We start from the raw sequence: 16,947 nt of genomic DNA on the forward strand, positions 1-16,947 counted from the left end.
AATCCGCGATGAACCGCCGCATGCTCGCAACGATCGTCCTCGGTGCCGCCGTCGCATCGGCGACGGCGGCGCCATTGCCCACGCTCGAGCTCGACGCGTCGCGCACGACGGTGTCGGGGCTGTCGTCGGGGGCGTACATGGCGCACCAGCTGCACGTCGCCTACTCCGACCACGTCGCCGGAGCCGCGCTGATCGCCGGCGGACCGTACCATTGCGCGGCCGGCGCGCTGCAGACCGCGCTCGCGAGCTGCATGATGCCGGCCGACGACAAGCGTCCCGACGTCGCCGCGCTCGCCGCGCACGCGAAGGACGCGGCGAAGGCAGGACGCATCGCAGCGCTGGCGGGGCTCGCGGGCGATCGCGTGCTCGTGCTGCACGGGCGCGCCGACAAGACGGTCGCCGAATCGCTGAGTGCGGACACGGCCGCGCTCTACCGCGCGCTCGCCGCCGCTGCGAAGAAACCGCTCGATCTGCACGAGGATCTTGCCGGCGCGTACACGCACACGTTCCCGACGCTCGACGCCGGCGCCGCGTGCGACGTGTCGACTGCACCGTATGTCGGCAAGTGCGGCTACGACGCGGCGGGCGCAATCTTCGCCGGCCTGTACGGCAAGCCGAGGCACGCGGTCGCGGCGACGGCTGCGGGCGAGCTGCGCACGTTCGACCAGGACGCGTACCGCGTCGACGGCGTCGATGCGCACCTCGCCGCGACCGGCTACGTCTATGTCCCCAAGGCATGTGCCGCGGGCGCGCGGTGCGCGCTGCACGTCGCGTTCCACGGTTGCCAGCAGAACGCGGAAACCGCCGGCGAGGCATTCGTGCGCGATGCCGGCTACAACCGCTGGGCCGACGCCTACGACACGGTCGTGCTGTATCCGCAGACGCACGCGACGATGGCGCCGCTGAACCCGAAGGGTTGCTGGGACTGGTGGGGCTACGGCGGCGAATCGTACGACACGCGCGACGGCGCGCAGCTGCGCCAGGTCGCCGCGATGGCCGCCGCGCTCGGCGCGCCGCTGCGCTGAAACTTGGCTGGGGTGGATCGAACGCGCAGGGCGGGTCGAGCGCACTGCGCGACTCCCGCATGCCGTGACGCGCTCGATCGCGCGGCGAACCGGCGGCGCGTGCGTCGCGCGTACCGCCCTAGGAGCATCGCGGCGACGCGCGCCGGCGCATCAGGCCTTCTTCACGAATTCCGATTTCAGCTTCATCGCGCCGATGCCGTCGATCCTGCAGTCGATGTCGTGATCGCCGTCGACGAGGCGGATGTTCTTCACGCGCGTGCCGACCTTGACCACGAGCGACGAGCCCTTGACCTTGAGATCCTTGATCACGGTCACGCTGTCGCCGTCGGCGAGCACGGTACCGTGCGCGTCCTTGATCACGCGGTCGTCGGACGCGTCCGACGCGTCGCTGGCGCCGGGCGTCCATTCGTGCGCGCACTCCGGGCAGACCAGTTGCCCGCCGTCCTCGTACGTGAACGTCGACGCGCATTTCGGGCAGGGTGGCAGCTCGCTCATCCGCATTCCTCGTTCGTCTTCGCCGTCGCGCGGTCCGCGACGGGGCGGCGATTATATGCGCCGCGACCTGCCGCCCGTCCGCCCGCGGCGGCTTCGTGCTTCAATCCGCCGCACGCATCCCCGCGCGGGCAACGCATCGGCGCATGACTTATCCGTCCGTCCTCGTCGCGTTCGCGGGCCTCGTCTGGCTCGCCCTGCTGTTCGCGGTCGCGCTGTACGGCGAGCGCCATCCGCAGGTGCTCGCGCGCCGCTGGAACCTCGTCTACGCGTTGTCGCTCGGCGTGCACTGCACCTCGTGGACGTTCTACGGCACGGTGACGCAGGCCGAGCGCTCCGGCTGGTGGCTGCCGCCGACGTTCGTCGGCCTGATCGGGCTCTACCTCGTCGCGGGCGGCGTGCTGGTCAGGCTCGTGCGGCTCGCGCGCGAGCATCACGCGAGTTCGCTCGCCGACTTCGTCGCCGCGCGGCTCGGCCGCAGCGCGGGCCTCGCTGCGCTCGTCACCGCGGTGACCGTGGTCGGCATCGTGCCGTACATCGCGTTGCAGCTGAAGGCGGTCGCGATGAGCTACGCGCTGCTCGCGCGCGGAAACGACCCGACCGCGCCCGCATGGCAGGACAGCGCGCTCTACGTCGCGATCGCGATGGCGTTGTTCGCGATGCTGTTCGGCACGCGCCGCGCGCCGGCCGCCGCGCACAACCGCGGCCTCGTGCTCGCGCTCGCGTTCGAGTCGGTGTTCAAGCTCGCCGCGATGCTCGCGATCGGCGCGCTCGTGCTGCAGCTGCCCGACGTCGAGGCGGCCGCGCGCGCTTCGCCGCGCGACACCAGCGGTTTTCCCGCGCTGATCCTGCTCGGCGCGCTCGCCGCGTTCACCCTGCCGCACCAATTCCACGCGGGCGTGGTCGAATGCCGCGATCCCGCGCACGTGCGCAGCGCACGCTGGCTGCTGCCGCTCTACCTGTGTGCGATCGCGCTGCCGGTGTTGCCGCTCGCCCAGGCCGGCGCGACGCGGCTCGCGCCGCTCGGCGTGTCGTCGGACCTGTACGTGCTCGCGCTGCCGCTCGCGCAGGGCCAGCGCGGCCTCGCCGTGCTCGCGTTCCTCGGCGGCCTGTCCGCGGCGACCAGCATGGTCATCGTCGCGACGCTCGCGCTGAGCCTGATGATCGGCAACCATTGGCTCGCGCCGCTGCGCGTGCGCGCGGACTGGGCGCGCGGCGAACGCGGCGACCTGCGCCCGGCGGTGCTGCGCCAGCGTCGCGTCGCGATCCTCGCGGTCGTGCTGCTCGCGTGGGGCTATTCGCGCGCACTCGCGGGCGGCAACGCGCTCGCCGACATCGGCGCGCTGTCGTTCTCGGCGCTCGCGGGCCTGATGCCGGCAGTGCTCGTCGCGCTGTACCGACCGGCGATCGGCGCGCGCGCGGTCGCCTGCGGCCTCGTCGCCGGCAGCGTGGTCTGGTTGTACGTGCTGCTGCCGAGCCTGTCTCCCGCACTCGCGCCGGCGCTGCGAGCGGGACCGTTCGGCTTCACCGCGCTCGCGCCGGCGACGCTGTTCGGCCTCGGCGGCTGGAGCGAGCTCGCGCGTGCGCTCGGCGCGAGCCTCGCGGTCAACCTCGCCGTGCTCGCGTTCGTCGCGCGCCTGCACCGCTCGCGCGACGGCGATGTCGCCCACGCCGGCGAACTCGCGGTCGACGAACTCGCCGCGCTCGCCGCGCGCTTCCTGCCGGACGAGCGCATCGCCGCGCTCGTCGGTGGACGGCAGGGCCGCGCGGACGCGCCGCTGGTCGCCGCGGTCGAGCACGAGCTCGCCGCGGTCATCGGCGCGGCCTCGGCACGCCTGCTGCTCGAAGTCGCGCGGCGCGAGCGCAGCGGGCAGCTCGACACGGTCGCCGCGATCGTCGGCGAGGCGAGCCAGGACCTGCGCTTCAACCAGCGCGTGCTCGAGGCCGCGCTCGAGAACATGAGCCAGGGCATCTGCGTCGTCGATGCGAACCTCGATGTCGTCGCCTGGAACCGCCGCTACGCCGAACTGTTCGACTACCCGCCCGGGATGCTCGCGATCGGCCGACCCGTAGCCGAGCTCACGCGCCACAACATCGCGCGCGGACTGGTCGGCGACGGCGACATCGGCGCGCGCGTCGAGCGCCGCCTCGCCTGGATGCGCTCGGGCTCGGCGCACCTGTCCGAGCGGCGCCTCCCCGACGGCAGCGTACTCGAGATCCGCGGCAATCCGATGCCCGGCGGCGGCTTCGTCGCGACCTTCACCGACGTCACCGCGTTCCGTGAAGCCGAGCGCGCGCTCACCCGCGCGAACGAGACGCTCGAGCAGCGCGTCGCCGAGCGCACCGGCGAACTCGCGCGCGCGAGCGCCGCGGCCGAACGCGCGAACCGCGCCAAGACGCGGTTGCTCGCCGCGGTCAGCCACGATCTCGCCCAGCCGCTGCACGCGGCGCACCTGTTCACGCACGCGCTCGCGCAGCGCATCGGCGACGCGCCCGCGCGCGAGACGGTCGCGCACATCGACGGCGCCCTGGGCTCGGCCGAGGCGCTGCTCGGCGGCTTGCTCGACATCTCGCGCCTCGACGCCGGCGGCATGCGCGCCGAGCCGCGCGCGTTCGCGGCCGCCGACCTGCTGGTGAACCTCGCCGCCGAGTTCCGCGTGCTCGCCGAGGCGAAGGGACTCACGCTGCATTGCGTGCCGACGCGTGCATGGCTGTGCAGCGATCCGCAGCTGTTGCGCCGCGTGCTGCAGAACTTCCTCTCCAACGCGATCAAGTACACGCGCAACGGCGGCGTGCTGGTCGGTTGCCGCCGCCGTGGCGCGAACCTGCGCATCGAGGTGTGGGACTCGGGCGCGGGCATCGCCGAGGCCGACCGCGCGCTCGTGTTCGAGGAATTCCGCCGGCTCGACCGCGGCGGCACCGGCCTGGGGCTCGGCCTCGCGATCGCCGAACGCGTCGCGCGCCTGCTCGGCCACGCGCTCACGCTGCGCTCGTGGCCGGGTCGCGGCAGCGTGTTCGCGATCGAGGTGCCGCGCACGGCGCCGGTGGGCGCGACTGCGGTCGTCGACGTCGACACGCGCGCCGCGCCCGCGCAGCGCGTGCTCGTCGTCGACAACGACGCGGCCGTGCTCGCCGCGACACGCGCGCTGCTCGAGGGCTGGGACTGCGAAGTCGCGGTCGCGGGCGATGTCGACGCCGCGCGCGCCGCGTGCACCGCGGCGACGCCGGACCTGCTCATCCTCGATTACCACCTGGACGAAGCGACCGGCCTCGAGCTGCGCACCGCGCTCGGCGCGCGCGTCGCCGCGCTGCCGTGCATCGTCGTCACCGCCGACCACGGCGAAGACGTGCGCCGCGCGGTGCTCGCCGCCGGCTGCCGGCTGCTGCACAAGCCGCTCAAGCCGCTCGCGCTGAAGTCGCTGATGGCGGGCCTGCTCGCCGCGCGCGAGCAGGCGTGAACGGAGGCGGGTGACGGCGACCCGACCACACATCGCCGCGCGAGGACGCGTTGGTTCGACCGACGGTCACGGCTCCCATAGCGGCGCGCTGCCGCTGTGGAATATGCCCTCCTCGACGAGCGCCTGCTGTGCGGGCGTGACGTCGGCCGTGACGACGATCTGACCGCAGGACGCGCCTGGCGCGTTCGCGTCCGCCGCGACGACGAGAAAATAGGCGCCGGAGTCGAGCGGGGAGAGATCGATCGTGCCGGCGGTACCGGGGCCGCTCCACGCAGCCGCGCTGCACGGCGCGTCGTCGGCGCACCGCGCGTGGAAAAGAAATGCCGTGGGCGCGTAGTTCGCATCCATCGACTGGATCGAGACGCGACCCTCCGGATACGGCAGATCGAGCCGCACGATCGTCGCCGGGCCCGCGAGCGGCACGACGCCGCAGGCGAGCGCGAGGGACGACTCGCCCTGGCAGGTGTCGAAAGCGATGGGCGTATTGCTGGTGATCGCCGACGGCGACGCGCACGTCTGCGCCGCCGCATGGCCGCAGGACAGTGCGCACGCCGTGGCGCAGCACAGGGACGGGAGATGCACGATGAGCCTCCTGGAACCGGCGGCCTCGGGGCGCGTGGCGGCCATGGTCACGCGCCTTCGAATCCGTTGGCGAAGATCACGTCGTTCGATTCGACCGCGCCGACGTCGGCGGCCGTGCCCACGACGCGTGCAAGACCGCGCTGGTCGACATCGAAGCCGTGCGCGGCGCCGCGGTCGATCGCCGGACTGTCCGGCAGCGGCAGATGGGTCAGGGTGGGGCCGCCGTTGTCCTGCAGCGGACCGAGCCGCGGGTCGGATTCGAAAACCGTGTCGATCGGCACCGGACGATGCGTCCATCCGACGATATCGGTGTCGCCGACGATCGTGAGCGAGGCCGGCCCGTCGATGTCGTCGGCGGCGTAGGGCGGGTCGCCGTCGTCGAAATAGTTGCCGGCGGCGATCGTGCCGGACATCGACACGGCCACCGCATCCTGGCCGAACACGATGCCGGCGCCGAACTTCATCGGGACCTGGTTGGTCTCGCTGTTCGCGGTGATCGTGCAGTTCGTGATCGTGCTCGTGGCCGTGTTCAGGTAAGCCGCCCCGCTGAGCCATTGCGAGGACGCCTGGCTTACGTTGCCGGACATCGTGCTGCTGTAGATGCGGGCCGCCGTATTGTTGTGACCGAGCATGACGATGCCTGCGGTGCCGCCGGACGAGGTATTGCGCGAGACCGTAGAGCGCAGCAATACGCCGCCCTCGCCGACCCAGGCGGCGCCACCGTCGCGCGAGGAAACGTTGCCGTCCAGCGTGCTGTCTTCGATCCAGACGGAACCGTTGGTCAGCAAGCCTCCGCCGGCCACGCTGGCCCCGGCCTGGGCCGAAGACACCCAGTTGTTGGTGATCGTGCTGCGGTACATGGCGACGGAGCCCTGCGCATACACGCCGGCGCCTACCGCGATCCCATGGTCGGTCCGCGCGATGTTGCTGTCGATCGTCGAGTCGTATAGGCGGACGTCGCCGGTTCCATAGGAGGCGATGGCACCGCCGCGCGCGTCGCCGTATTGTCCGACCGGCGTGACCACCGAGCAGGTGCGCATCACCGAGTTGCGAATGCGAAGGTTGCCACCGACCGACCGCAGGCAACCGCCGCCCTTATCGCCGACCGAGGCGTAATGACCGCCCTGGATCGTGACGCCGCTGACGTCGAGGCTGCCGCCTGCGCCGGCATGGTTGAAGATGCGGTGTCCCTGGTTGCCGGTGCCGTCGATCACGAGTTGCGCGGCGCCGGGGCCGGTCAGCTCGACGTCGTGCAGCGTGATCGCACCGGAGGTCACGGAGATCGTGCTGCAGGCGAGTCCGCCCAGGTCGATGCCGTCGCCGCTGTTCGCGTGTGCGGCGGCGTCGCGCAGGCTGCCCGCGCCGGCGTCGTCGCAGTTCGTCACCGGCCAGAGCAGGGACCCGTCCGGTCGCGTCGGAACGGACGCGGCTGCACGGTCGCCGGCGGCGTTCGCCCCGATGGCGACCGCCAGCGCGAGCGCGAGCGGCTGCATGCGCGAGCTCGATGCGGGTGACCGCGGATGCTTCGTAGGGAGGTGCGGCATGGTGGTTTCCTCGCCGGATGGAACGGTTTCTTTCGCCAGGGCGAATCGTGCGCAAGCCCGATGGCGCGCGGCGATGGCAAATGGATTCATGGCGTGCGGCGATCTGCGGTGCGCTGCTCGTCGCACCGAGGCTGCGCCATGGTGCGAGCGAATGCTTGAGGTTTGCATTGGAGATGCGTGAGGCCGCCGCGTGAGGTTTGTGAGGGAGCTGTCCGGACCGCGGCGGAAACGGAGTTTTGCGAGTCACCGCACTACGGAGCACAATCGTGCTGACTGGCCTGGACTACGCGATGGACGACGGCAAATCCGGCCCGACCCGTTACCGTTGCGGCGACATCGAAATCGACACGGGCCGGCATCGCGTGCTGCGTGGCGGAACGGAACTCGCGCTCGAACCGAAGGCGTACGGCGTCCTGCTGGAGCTGGTGCGTCGGCGCGGCGCCGTGGTCGCGCGCGATGCCCTGCTCGATACCGTTTGGGGGCATCGCCATGTCACGCCGGCGGTGCTGAACCGCATCATCGCCCTGCTGCGGCGCGAACTCGGCGACGAGGCGGACCGTCCGCACCTGATCCGCACCGTGCACGGTGTCGGTTACGAATTCATCGGCATCGCCGCTGAAACGAATGACACCGAGCCGGCACGCGCCGTCGAGGCGGTCGCGGGCCCGGCTGCGCCCATGGTCGGTGCGAGCGCGGCGCTGCCGGCGTCCACCGTCGCGATATCGCCGCGAGCAGCCCGTTCGACGCTGTCGAGGACCGCACGCAGCCTGACGCTGGCCCTGCTGCTCCTGGCGGTATCGCTGTTCGTCCTGCTGGCCTGGCCGCCATCGCCGCACTCGCAGTCCGGTGCGGCGGATACCGCGCCGGCCCCGGCGCGCAGCGTGGCGGTACTGCCGCTGGTGAATGTCGGCGGCGAGGCGGATCACGCGTTCTTCGCGGACGGCATTTCCGAGAATCTCATCACCACGTTGTCGCAGTACGAAGGCTTGAAGGTCATCGGGCGCGGCTCCTCGTTCCTGTTCCGCGACAGCACGGAAGATGTCGCGGCGATCGGCGCAAAGCTCGGCGTCGCGCACCTGGTCGAGGGCAGCGTGCAACGCATCGGCGACGACGTGCGCGTGAGCATCGAATTGATCCGCAGTGCCGACGGCACCGTGGCGTGGACGCGGCGCTTCGATCGCGCCTACAAGGACCTGTTCGCGCTGCAGGACGAGATCACGCTGGCCGTCGCCGGTGCATTGCAGGTGAAGCTGCTGCATGCGATGCCGTCGATGGTCGAGGCCGGGCGTCCGGCCAGCGGCAACCTCGATGCCTACGAAGCCTACCTGCGCGCCGCCGCGGAGATGAGCGTCGACGCCAACCCGAGCCGCAAGGCGATCGACGATTTCGAACAGGCGACGCGGATCGATCCCCGTTACGCACAGGCGTGGGCGTGGCTGGGCTTCGCGCGCACGGTGTACGCGCGCGGCAACACGGATCGCGACGCCGTGCGCGCGGCCTACGCGCAGGCGCGCGAGGCCATCGACACCGCGCTGCGACTGCAGCCGGAGTTCGGACAGGCACACGCGATCCGAGCCAACTGGCTGGGCGCGGCCGAGCACGACTGGAACGGCGCACTGGGGGAATTCCGCAATGCGCTGGCGTTCGTACCGGACAATGATCCGACGCACGGTGCGGTGAGTCGGCTGCTGGCCACGTTGGGCAGGGTCGACGAAGCGATCGCCGAGCGCCGCAAATACATCGATGGCGATCCGCTGGGGGCGTTCGCCCGCATCTATCTCGCGGAACTGCTGGCGAGCCGTGGCCGGCTCGACGAAGCCGCGGCGAGCCTGCGCGAAGCGGACGAACGAATCATCGATCCGGCCGCGACCGTGCGCGACTGGTCTACCGACGAAGGTGCGTACCTCGCCATCCTGCGCGGCGACGCGGCATCCGCGCTGGCCGCGGTCGACGCGACGAAGCCGGGCGCCTGGCGCGAGCGCTGGCGCGCGCTCGCCTTGCAGGTCGGCAGCGACCGGACCGCCGCCGACGAGGCGCTGCAGCGCCTCGTCGAAACCGACGAGCGGAGCAAGGGCGAGGCCTACGCGATTGCGCGCGTCTACGCCCTGCGCGGCGATGCCGGCCATGCGTTCGAATGGCTGCAACGCGATCTGGATCGCGGCGGCACCGCCGTGCACTACGCGCTGTTCGATTCACTGCTGCTGCGCTTTCGCGGTGACGCGCGTTTCGCGGCGTACTGCGCGCGCGCCGGCCTGCCGTCCCCGCTAGCCAGCGAAGCCTTCGGCCTCGACGCCATCCGTACTTCGCTCGCCCGGCGCTGAGCCGACGCCGCCGCCGTCGCGCAAGGCCGTTCGCGTGTCGTGTCAGCGCGCGACCGCGTCGGCGTCGCGCGCGAGCGCCGAGCGGACCTCCTCGAGCGCCCCGGCGTCGTCGAGCGTTGACAGGTCGCCGGCATCGCGCGCTTCGGCGAGCGCCTGGATCGAGCGGCGCAGCAGCTTGCCCGAACGCGTCTTCGGCAACGCGGCGACGAGGTAGACGCGCGCCGGACGCGCGATCGCGCCGAGTTGCTCGCACACGCACTGCTGCAGCGCCGTCGCCGTGGCCCGCCGCGCATCGCCTTCGACGGCAGCCTTGAGGGTCGCGAACACGTACGGTACCTGGCCCTTGAGTTCGTCGCGCACGCCGATGACCGCCGCTTCGGCGACCGCCGGGTGCGTCGCGACCGCTTCCTCGATCTCGCGCGTGCCGAGGCGATGGCCGGCGACGTTGATGACGTCGTCGGTGCGGCCGAGGATGAAGGTGTAGCCGTCGTCGTCGCGGATCGCCCAGTCGAGCGAGCTGTACAGCAGCTCCTTGAAATGGCCGAAGTAGCCGCGCAGGAAGCGCGCGTCGTCGTTCCACACGGTCGTCAGGCAGCCCGGCGGCAACGGCGGCTCGGCGACGAGCACGCCTTTCTCGTTCGGCGCGGCGTCCACGCCGGTGACTTCGTCGATGACGCGCAGCTTGTAGCCGAAGTTCGGGAAACCGGGCGAGCCGTAGCGCACCGGCTTCATGTCGAGCCCGGGTTGCAGGCAGAGCACGGGCCAGCCGGTTTCCGTCTGCCAGTAGTTGTCGATGACCGGCTTGCCGAGTCCGTCGGCGATCCAGCGCGCGGTCGGTTCGTCGAGCGGTTCGCCGGCGAGGAACAGCCAGCGCAACGCGTGCAAGTCGTGCCGCCGCAACCACGCAGGATCGTGCTTCTTCAGCACGCGGATCGCGGTCGGCGAGGAGAACATCGTGCGCACGCCGTACTCGGCGCAGAGCTGCCACCAGATGCCGGGATCGGGATTCACCGGCGTGCCTTCGTAGAGCAGCGAGGTCGCGCCGACGAGCAGCGGCCCGTAGATGTTGTAGCTGTGGCCGACCGCCCAGCCGACGTCGGAGGTCGAGAACATCACCTGGCCCGCGCCGACGTCGAACACCGTGCGCATCGACAGCGCGAGCGCGACGGCGTGGCCGCCGACGTCGCGCTGCACGCCCTTCGGCTTGCCGGTCGTGCCGGAGGTGTAGAGCAGGTAGCTCGGCTCGTTCGACTCGAGCCACGCGACCGGCACGTCGGTGCCGGCATGACGCGCGCGCAAGGTCGCGTAGTCGACGTCGCGGCCGTCGACGCGCGCGGGTTCCGGGTCGAGTCCGCGCGAGACGATCAGCACGTGGCGCGGCGGATGCTGCGCCTGTGCGAGCGCCGCATCGACGAGCGGCTTGTACGGGATGACCTTGCCTGCTCGCATGCCGGCGTCCGCGCAGACCAGCAGCGACGCACGCGCATCGTCGATGCGCAGCGCGAGGTTGTGCGCGGCGAAGCCGCCGAACACGACCGAGTGGATCGCGCCGATGCGCGCGCAGGCGAGCACGGCGAACACCGCCTCGGCCATGTTCGGCATGTAGATCACGACGCGGTCGCCGCGGCCGACGCCGAGCGCGACGAGCACTGCGGCGAAGTCGTTCACCTCGCGATGCAGTTCGCGGTAGCTGAAATGGCGGCGCCGGCCGGTCTCGGTCGAGATCGCGGCGAGCGCGAGCTGGTCGCCGCGTTCAGCGAGATGCCGGTCGACCGCGTTGTGGCAGAGGTTGGTCTCGCCGCCGGCGAACCAGCGCCGGAACGGTGGCCGCTCGTACTCGAGCACGCGCGTGTACGGCCGGTGCCAGTGGATCGCCTGCGCCTGCGCGTCCCAGAACGCCTCGGGCTGCTCGATCGACTGGCGGTACAGCGTCTCGTAGTCCATGGCCACTCCGCGCGCGACGCCCACGGCAGGCTAGCGGATGTCGCGCAGTGGCGGGTTGCGACTTTGGTCGAGACGCACGGGCGAGGTGATCCGCAGCGCCGGCGTCGCGGCGCGAGCCTCAGGCGTTCGCAGCGGGTTCGAGCGTGCGCAGCAGCACGCTCGCCTGCGTGCGGTTGCGCACGCCGAGGCGCTCGAAGATCGCGGTCAGGTGCGCCTTCACGGTGCGTTCCTGCACGTCGAGGCGATCGGCGATCTGCTTGTTGAGCAGGCCTTCGGCGACGAGGCCGAGCACGCGCATCTGCTGCGGGCTCAGCGAAGCGAGCCGCGCGGCGAGCGCGCGGTCGTCCGGACCCGGCGCGGCGGCGACGCGGTCGCGCATGTGCGGCGGCAGCCAGGTGCGGCAGTCGAGCACCGTGCGCAGCGCTTCGCCGAGCTCGTCGAGGCCGGCGCGCTTGGAGATGTAGCCGGCCGCGCCGCAGGCGAGCGCGCGCCGGATCGTCCCGGCGTCGTCCTGCGCCGAAACCATCGCGACCGCGATAGCCGGATGCTCCGCGCGCAGGCTCGCCAGGCCGATCAGCCCGTGGCTGCCGGGCATGTCGAGGTCGAGCAGGACGAGATCGGTGTCGGCGTGCGCGGCGAGGTCCGCGCGCGTCTCGTCGAACGTCGCCGCCTCGGCGAGCTGCGCCTCCGGTGCGGCCGCGCGCACCGCCTGCGCGAGCGCGAGGCGGAACAGCGGGTGGTCGTCGGCGAGCAGGATGCGCACGGTCGCACTGTAGCAGCGCCGCCGCTCGCCGCACCGCACTGGACTTTCGTACGATGACGCGCGCGTCCGCACCGCGCTAGGCTGCGCGGATGCGCCGACTCGTGTTGCCGTTCCTGTCCGTCGTGCTCGCCGCGTGCGCGACACGCCCCGTGCCGGAGGTTCCGATGACGATGAGCGAATTCGTCGGCGAGGTCCGCGAAAGCGTGCACCGCGGCCACGACGACCTGCTCAGCGCCGGGCTCGGCCTCGACGGCCTGCGCGCGAAGTCGCCCGCGTTCGCCGATGCCGCCGCGCCGACCGCGGACGAGCTGCGCCGGCGCGCGATCCACGCGAGCTGGAACGGCATCGCCGATCTCGGCCCGCTCGGCGGCTACGGTCGTGTCTACGGTGTGGTGCCGAACGTGCCCGGCCGCGAATACCAGGCGTTCGCGCGCGTGCCGGGTGCGCGATCGCCGCATCGCGTGCTGCTGCAGGCGCCCGATGCGTTCGACGCGCGCGCACGCTGCCTCGTCGTCGCCGCGTCGTCGGGTTCGCGCGGCGTGTACGGCGCGATCGCGCTCGCCGGCGCGTGGGCGCTGCCGCGCGGCTGTGCGGTCGCCTACACCGACAAGGGCGCCGGCTCGGGCTACTTCGACCTCGACAGCGACACTGGCGTCGCGCTCGACGGCACGCGCGCCGCGCGAGGCACCGCGCCGCTCGAATTCGAGCCTGCGCGCATCGCCGCTGCGCGCGGCGTTGCGATCAAGCATGCGCACTCCGGCGACGACCCGGAGGCGGACTGGGGCCGCCACGTGCTGCAGGCCGCGCGCTTCGGCCTCGCGATGCTCGACCGCGCCTATCCCGCGCAGGCACCGTTCACTGCGGCCGACACGCGCGTGATCGTGACCGGTGTGTCGAACGGTGCGGGCGCCGCGCTGCAGGCGGCCGGCCTCGATGCCGACGGTCTCGTCGACGGCGTCGTCGCGCTCGCGCCGAACGTGCACGTCGACGGCGGCCGGCCGCTCTACGACGTCGCGAGCGAAGCGGCGCAGCTGCTGCCGTGCGCGCTCACCGACGCGCGCTTCGACGCGACGCCGTTCGCGCGCACCGAAGGCGCGCCGCCGCCGGCGTGGCTCGCGCGTTGCGCGCACCTGCGCGAACGCGGCCTCGTCGACGGTTCCGATCGCGTCGCGCAGGCGCGCTCGGCGCTCGACCGCCTGCGCGCGGGCGGCTGGGACGAGCGCGCGATCGAAACCGCGGCGAGTTCGACCCGCTTCGACCTCTGGCGCGCGATCGCGGCGACCTACGCCGCGTCGTACCTGCGCGCGACGCCGGCGACGATACCGTGCGGTTTCCACTACGCCACCGTCGACGCGCGCGGCGCACCGGTCGCGGCGGACGCGCCGACGCGCGCGGCGTGGTGGTCCGATGCGAGCGGCATCCCGCCCGGCGCGGGCGTGTCGCTGCTCGGCGGCGTCGACGCGTCGGCGGACCCGACCGCCCTCGGCATCGATTGCCTGCGCGCGCTGTGGAACGGCGACGGCGCAGCCGCGCATGCGCTGCGCGCATCGGTGTCGGCGACCGCAGCGAAACTCCCGCGAGCGGACCTGCCGTTGATCGTCGTGCACGGCGAGGACGACGGCCTCCTGCCTGACGCATTCCATGCGCGCGCCTACGTCGGCGCGCTCGATGCGGCTGCGCGCCACCCAGCCTACTGGCGCGTGCCGAACGCGCAGCATTTCGACGCGTTCCTTGCGCTGCCCGGATTCGGTGATCACTACGTGCCGCTGCTGCCGTATGGCTACGCCGCGCTCGACGCGCTGTGGGCGCGACTCGTCGACGGTGCGCCACTGCCGCCGTCGCGGCGATTCGCGACGACCCCACGCGGCAGCGGCGCGCTCGAACGCGCCGCGCTCGGCCTCGAGCGCTGAGGTTCAGAGCTCCGCGCGCGGCGCCGCGACCTGCAGCCGGTGCGTGTCCTCGGCGAGCAGCTCGGCTGCCGCGGCGTTGATGCGCGCCGCGTCGATGCTCGTCCACGCACGCGTCGCGTCGCCGCCGAACAGGCGCGTGCGCAGCTCGCGCACGATGCGCGCGTTGGCGTGGCTGTGCGGCACGCCGCGATCTTCCGAGGTGTTGCCGCCGAACGCGTCGAGCAGGTCGAGCAGGGTCGCGTGCGCGCTCGCGATCTCGACGAGCTTCGCGCGGTACTCGAGTTCGGGTTGCTCGAGCGTGGGGAAGTGCGTGTTGTCCCAGTAGTGCTCGGCTTCGTGCGCGAGGTAGCTCACGCTGAACTTCTCGCTCGCGGTGTCGTACGCGCCGCGCACCGCGTAGAGTCCCTCGGGCTTGGTCCAGCCGCCGCTGTGCACGCGGTCGCAACTCGCGAAGCCGGCCCAGCCGAGGCTCGCGAAGTCGTCCATGAACACGACCGTCACCGGCTGCGGCCCCTGCGGCAGCGCGACGTCGTAGGGATGCCTGGTCTCGCTCGACCACAACATGAACTCGCGCAGCGGCAAGGTCTGGCCGAACAGCGCGTGGCGGCCGTGCGCCTCGATGCGCCTGTGCAGCAGCGGCTCGACGTCGCCCATCGAGGCGGCGGCGCTGCCGCCGTCGGCGACGACGAGCGCGTTCAGCGCGGCGAGCAGCTGCGCTTCGTTGTCGGCCGCGGGATGCTCGGCACGCAACGACCGCAGCCAGTATTCGCGATACGCCGCGAGCACCGAAGCCGCGAACGCGTCGTCGAGCGTGATCGCCGGCACATGGCGCGCGTCGAGGCGGTCGAGCATGCAGGCGCGCAGCGCACGCGCCGGTTCGGCGAGCGTGGCGGGATCGATCGCCTGCAGTTTCGCGACCGCGTCGCGACCGTCGCCCTGCAGCACCGCGGACATGGCCGCGCGCATCGCGTCGGTGAGGGGGGCAGGCGTCGCTTCCGACGCCGTACCCGCCGCGGGCGGTGCGGTCGACGCGCTGCAGCCTGCGAGTGCCGCCAGGGTGGCGGCCAGCACGGAACGAACGAGGGTGCGCATGGTGGGTGCTCCGGGAAACCGAAACCGTGCTTCTAACAGAAACCGCGCGTGCGCGCGCGCACGCCGGCCGTACCGCGCTCGAGCCGGCAACGCGGGCGCGGCGATCGCGCAGCGGACGCGCCGCCGAGGTCGCATGGCGGCGGCGCCCGGATTGGCGATAATCGCCGTCCTTCCACGAGGCGACCGTGTGACCGCGACACGCAGTGACGACGCAGCGAACCCCGACGACCGCGAGCGCGGACTGCCCGCGGCCGCGCTGCGCCTCGCGCGCGACGCGGCCGCGGCGATCGTCGCGGGTCGCGCAGCCGACGCCGATCGCCTGCTCGGCGACGCGCTGCGCCTCGCTCCCGCTCACGCCGAGCTGCAGCGCCTGCGCGGCGTCGCGCTGAACCAGCTCGGCCGCAACGCCGACGCGGTCGCGCTGCTGCGCGGCGTGGCCGCGCAGCGGCCGCTCGACGGCCTCGTCATCGCCAACCTCGGTTCGGCGCTCGCGAAGGGGGGCGATCTCGATGCGGCGGAACAGGCGTTCCGCCGTGCGAGCGAACTCGAGCCGGGCTTGCTCGATCCTTGGCTCAACCTCGCGCGCGTACTCATGCTGCGCGGCGACGTCGCCGCCGCCTGCGTGGCGTACGACGCCGCGGTCGAGGTCGCCCCGCATCGCACGGCGACGCGCATCCTGCGTGCGGATGCCTTGAAGACGCTCGGCCGCCTCGACGAGGCGGAGGCGGAGCTGCGCGCATTGCTCGACGACGAGACCGCGGCGCCGTCGGCGTGGATCGGCTTGTTCAACCTCAAGGCGATCCGACCCGGTGGCAGCGACGACGCGGCGCTCGCGCGTGTCGTCGCGAGCGGCCGCGGCACGCCCGCGCAGCGCATCGCGCTCGGGTTCGCACGCGCGAACCTGCTCGAAGCGGAACAACGCCATGCCGAGGCGTTCGCCGCGTTCGCCGACGCGAACGCGGCGCGGCGCCGCGAGATCCGCTGGAGCGCATCCGCGGTGAGCGCGCTCATCGACGCGATCCTCGCCGCGTTCTCCGCGCCGCCGCCGCTGCACGACGACGACGCCGGCGGCGGCGACCTCGTCTTCCTCGTCGGCATGCCGCGTTCGGGTTCGACGCTCGTCGAGCAGATCCTCGCCGCGCACCCCGACGTCGTCGGCGGCGGCGAGACCAACCTCGTTGCGCAGGTGCTGCAGGAAGAGTCCGTGCGTCGCGGCGTGCGCTTCCCGCAGTGGGTCGGCGACGCCGATGCGCGCGAATGGCGGCGCCTCGGCGACGACTACCTCTCGCGCATCGCGCCGATGCGGCGCGCGGGCGCACTGTTCACCGACAAGACGCTGCCGAACTGGCAGGTGCTCGGCGCGATCCTGCGCATGTTCCCGGGTGCGCGCATCGTGCATTGCGTGCGCGACCCCCTCGAGACCTGCTGGAGCTGCTGGAAGCACAACTTCGGCGAGGCGCAGTTCTTCGCCTACGACTTCGCCGAACTCGCCGCGTTCCACCGTGACAGCCTGCGCGCGATGGCGCACTGGCGCACGCAGGCACCGGCGTCGATCCACGCGCTCGTCCACGAAGCGCTGCTCGACGCACCCGAGGCGGGCGTGCGCGCGCTGCTCGCGCACTGCGGCCTCGCCTTCGACCCGGCCTGCCTGCGCTTCCATGAAGTCGAGCGCAACGTGCACACCGCGAGCGCCGCGCAGGTGCGCAGACCGTTGCGCCGCGACACCGCCGTCACGGCGGGTTACGGCGCGCTGCTCGATCCGCTGCGGTTGCTGTTGCGCGACTGAAGAGCGAAAGATTGAAACACGGAGCACACG

At 72.2% G+C, this 16,947-nt stretch carries 11 protein-coding genes; 5 read left to right on the forward strand and 6 right to left on the reverse strand.

What is annotated here, in order from left to right:
* Positions 1–8: 8 nt before the first annotated feature.
* Positions 9–1,025: an extracellular catalytic domain type 2 short-chain-length polyhydroxyalkanoate depolymerase gene (locus FHW12_RS08740; protein WP_182530617.1), complete on the forward strand. Its 1,017-nt coding sequence runs from the start codon at positions 9–11 to the stop codon at positions 1,023–1,025.
* Between the two features lie 150 nt (positions 1,026–1,175).
* Here FHW12_RS08740 and FHW12_RS08745 read toward each other — a convergent pair whose 3' ends face one another.
* The gene (locus FHW12_RS08745) at positions 1,176–1,520 is read right to left on the reverse strand and encodes a zinc ribbon domain-containing protein YjdM (protein ID WP_182530618.1); all 345 of its coding nucleotides are present in this window, start codon (positions 1,518–1,520) and stop codon (positions 1,176–1,178) included.
* 143 nt (positions 1,521–1,663) lie between these two features.
* Here FHW12_RS08745 and FHW12_RS08750 point away from each other — a divergent pair, with 143 nt between their 5' ends.
* Entirely contained in the window at positions 1,664–4,975 is a 3,312-nt protein-coding gene (locus FHW12_RS08750; RefSeq protein ID WP_182530619.1) for a hybrid sensor histidine kinase/response regulator, read from the forward strand.
* Between the two features lie 66 nt (positions 4,976–5,041).
* Here FHW12_RS08750 and FHW12_RS08755 read toward each other — a convergent pair whose 3' ends face one another.
* Together FHW12_RS08755 and FHW12_RS08760 are read right to left on the reverse strand one after the other, a co-directional pair.
* Positions 5,042–5,557, reverse strand: coding sequence for a hypothetical protein (locus FHW12_RS08755; protein ID WP_182530620.1), 516 nt, complete (start codon positions 5,555–5,557; stop codon positions 5,042–5,044).
* Positions 5,558–5,604: 47 nt separating this feature from the next.
* Entirely contained in the window at positions 5,605–7,101 is a 1,497-nt protein-coding gene (locus FHW12_RS08760) for a choice-of-anchor Q domain-containing protein (protein WP_220484378.1), read from the reverse strand.
* 266 nt (positions 7,102–7,367) lie between these two features.
* Between FHW12_RS08760 and FHW12_RS08765 the strand changes: the two genes are divergently transcribed.
* A complete protein-coding gene (locus tag FHW12_RS08765; protein WP_182530622.1) occupies positions 7,368–9,422 on the forward strand; it encodes a winged helix-turn-helix domain-containing protein in 2,055 nt (684 codons plus the stop codon).
* Between the two features lie 42 nt (positions 9,423–9,464).
* Here the strand turns inward: FHW12_RS08765 and prpE are convergent, their stop codons facing one another.
* Together prpE and FHW12_RS08775 are read right to left on the reverse strand one after the other, a co-directional pair.
* Entirely contained in the window at positions 9,465–11,366 is a 1,902-nt protein-coding gene (gene prpE, locus FHW12_RS08770) for a propionate--CoA ligase (RefSeq protein ID WP_182530623.1), read from the reverse strand.
* A gap of 118 nt (positions 11,367–11,484) precedes the next feature.
* Complete coding sequence (locus tag FHW12_RS08775; protein WP_182530624.1) at positions 11,485–12,129, reverse strand: response regulator; 645 nt, start codon at positions 12,127–12,129, stop codon at positions 11,485–11,487.
* Between the two features lie 89 nt (positions 12,130–12,218).
* Between FHW12_RS08775 and FHW12_RS08780 the strand changes: the two genes are divergently transcribed.
* Positions 12,219–14,039, forward strand: coding sequence for a 3-hydroxybutyrate oligomer hydrolase family protein (locus tag FHW12_RS08780; protein WP_182530625.1), 1,821 nt, complete (start codon positions 12,219–12,221; stop codon positions 14,037–14,039).
* Positions 14,040–14,042: 3 nt separating this feature from the next.
* On the opposite strand, the gene FHW12_RS08785 is transcribed toward FHW12_RS08780, so the two are convergent.
* Positions 14,043–15,131 (reverse strand): hypothetical protein, encoded by a 1,089-nt coding sequence (locus FHW12_RS08785; protein WP_182530626.1) that lies wholly within the window; start codon positions 15,129–15,131, stop codon positions 14,043–14,045.
* 187 nt (positions 15,132–15,318) lie between these two features.
* Between FHW12_RS08785 and FHW12_RS08790 the strand changes: the two genes are divergently transcribed.
* Entirely contained in the window at positions 15,319–16,917 is a 1,599-nt protein-coding gene (locus tag FHW12_RS08790; RefSeq protein ID WP_182530627.1) for a tetratricopeptide repeat-containing sulfotransferase family protein, read from the forward strand.
* Positions 16,918–16,947 lie beyond the last annotated feature (30 nt).

This window comes from Dokdonella fugitiva, assembly GCF_014138265.1.
GTDB classification, from domain to species: domain Bacteria; phylum Pseudomonadota; class Gammaproteobacteria; order Xanthomonadales; family Rhodanobacteraceae; genus Dokdonella_A; species Dokdonella_A fugitiva_A.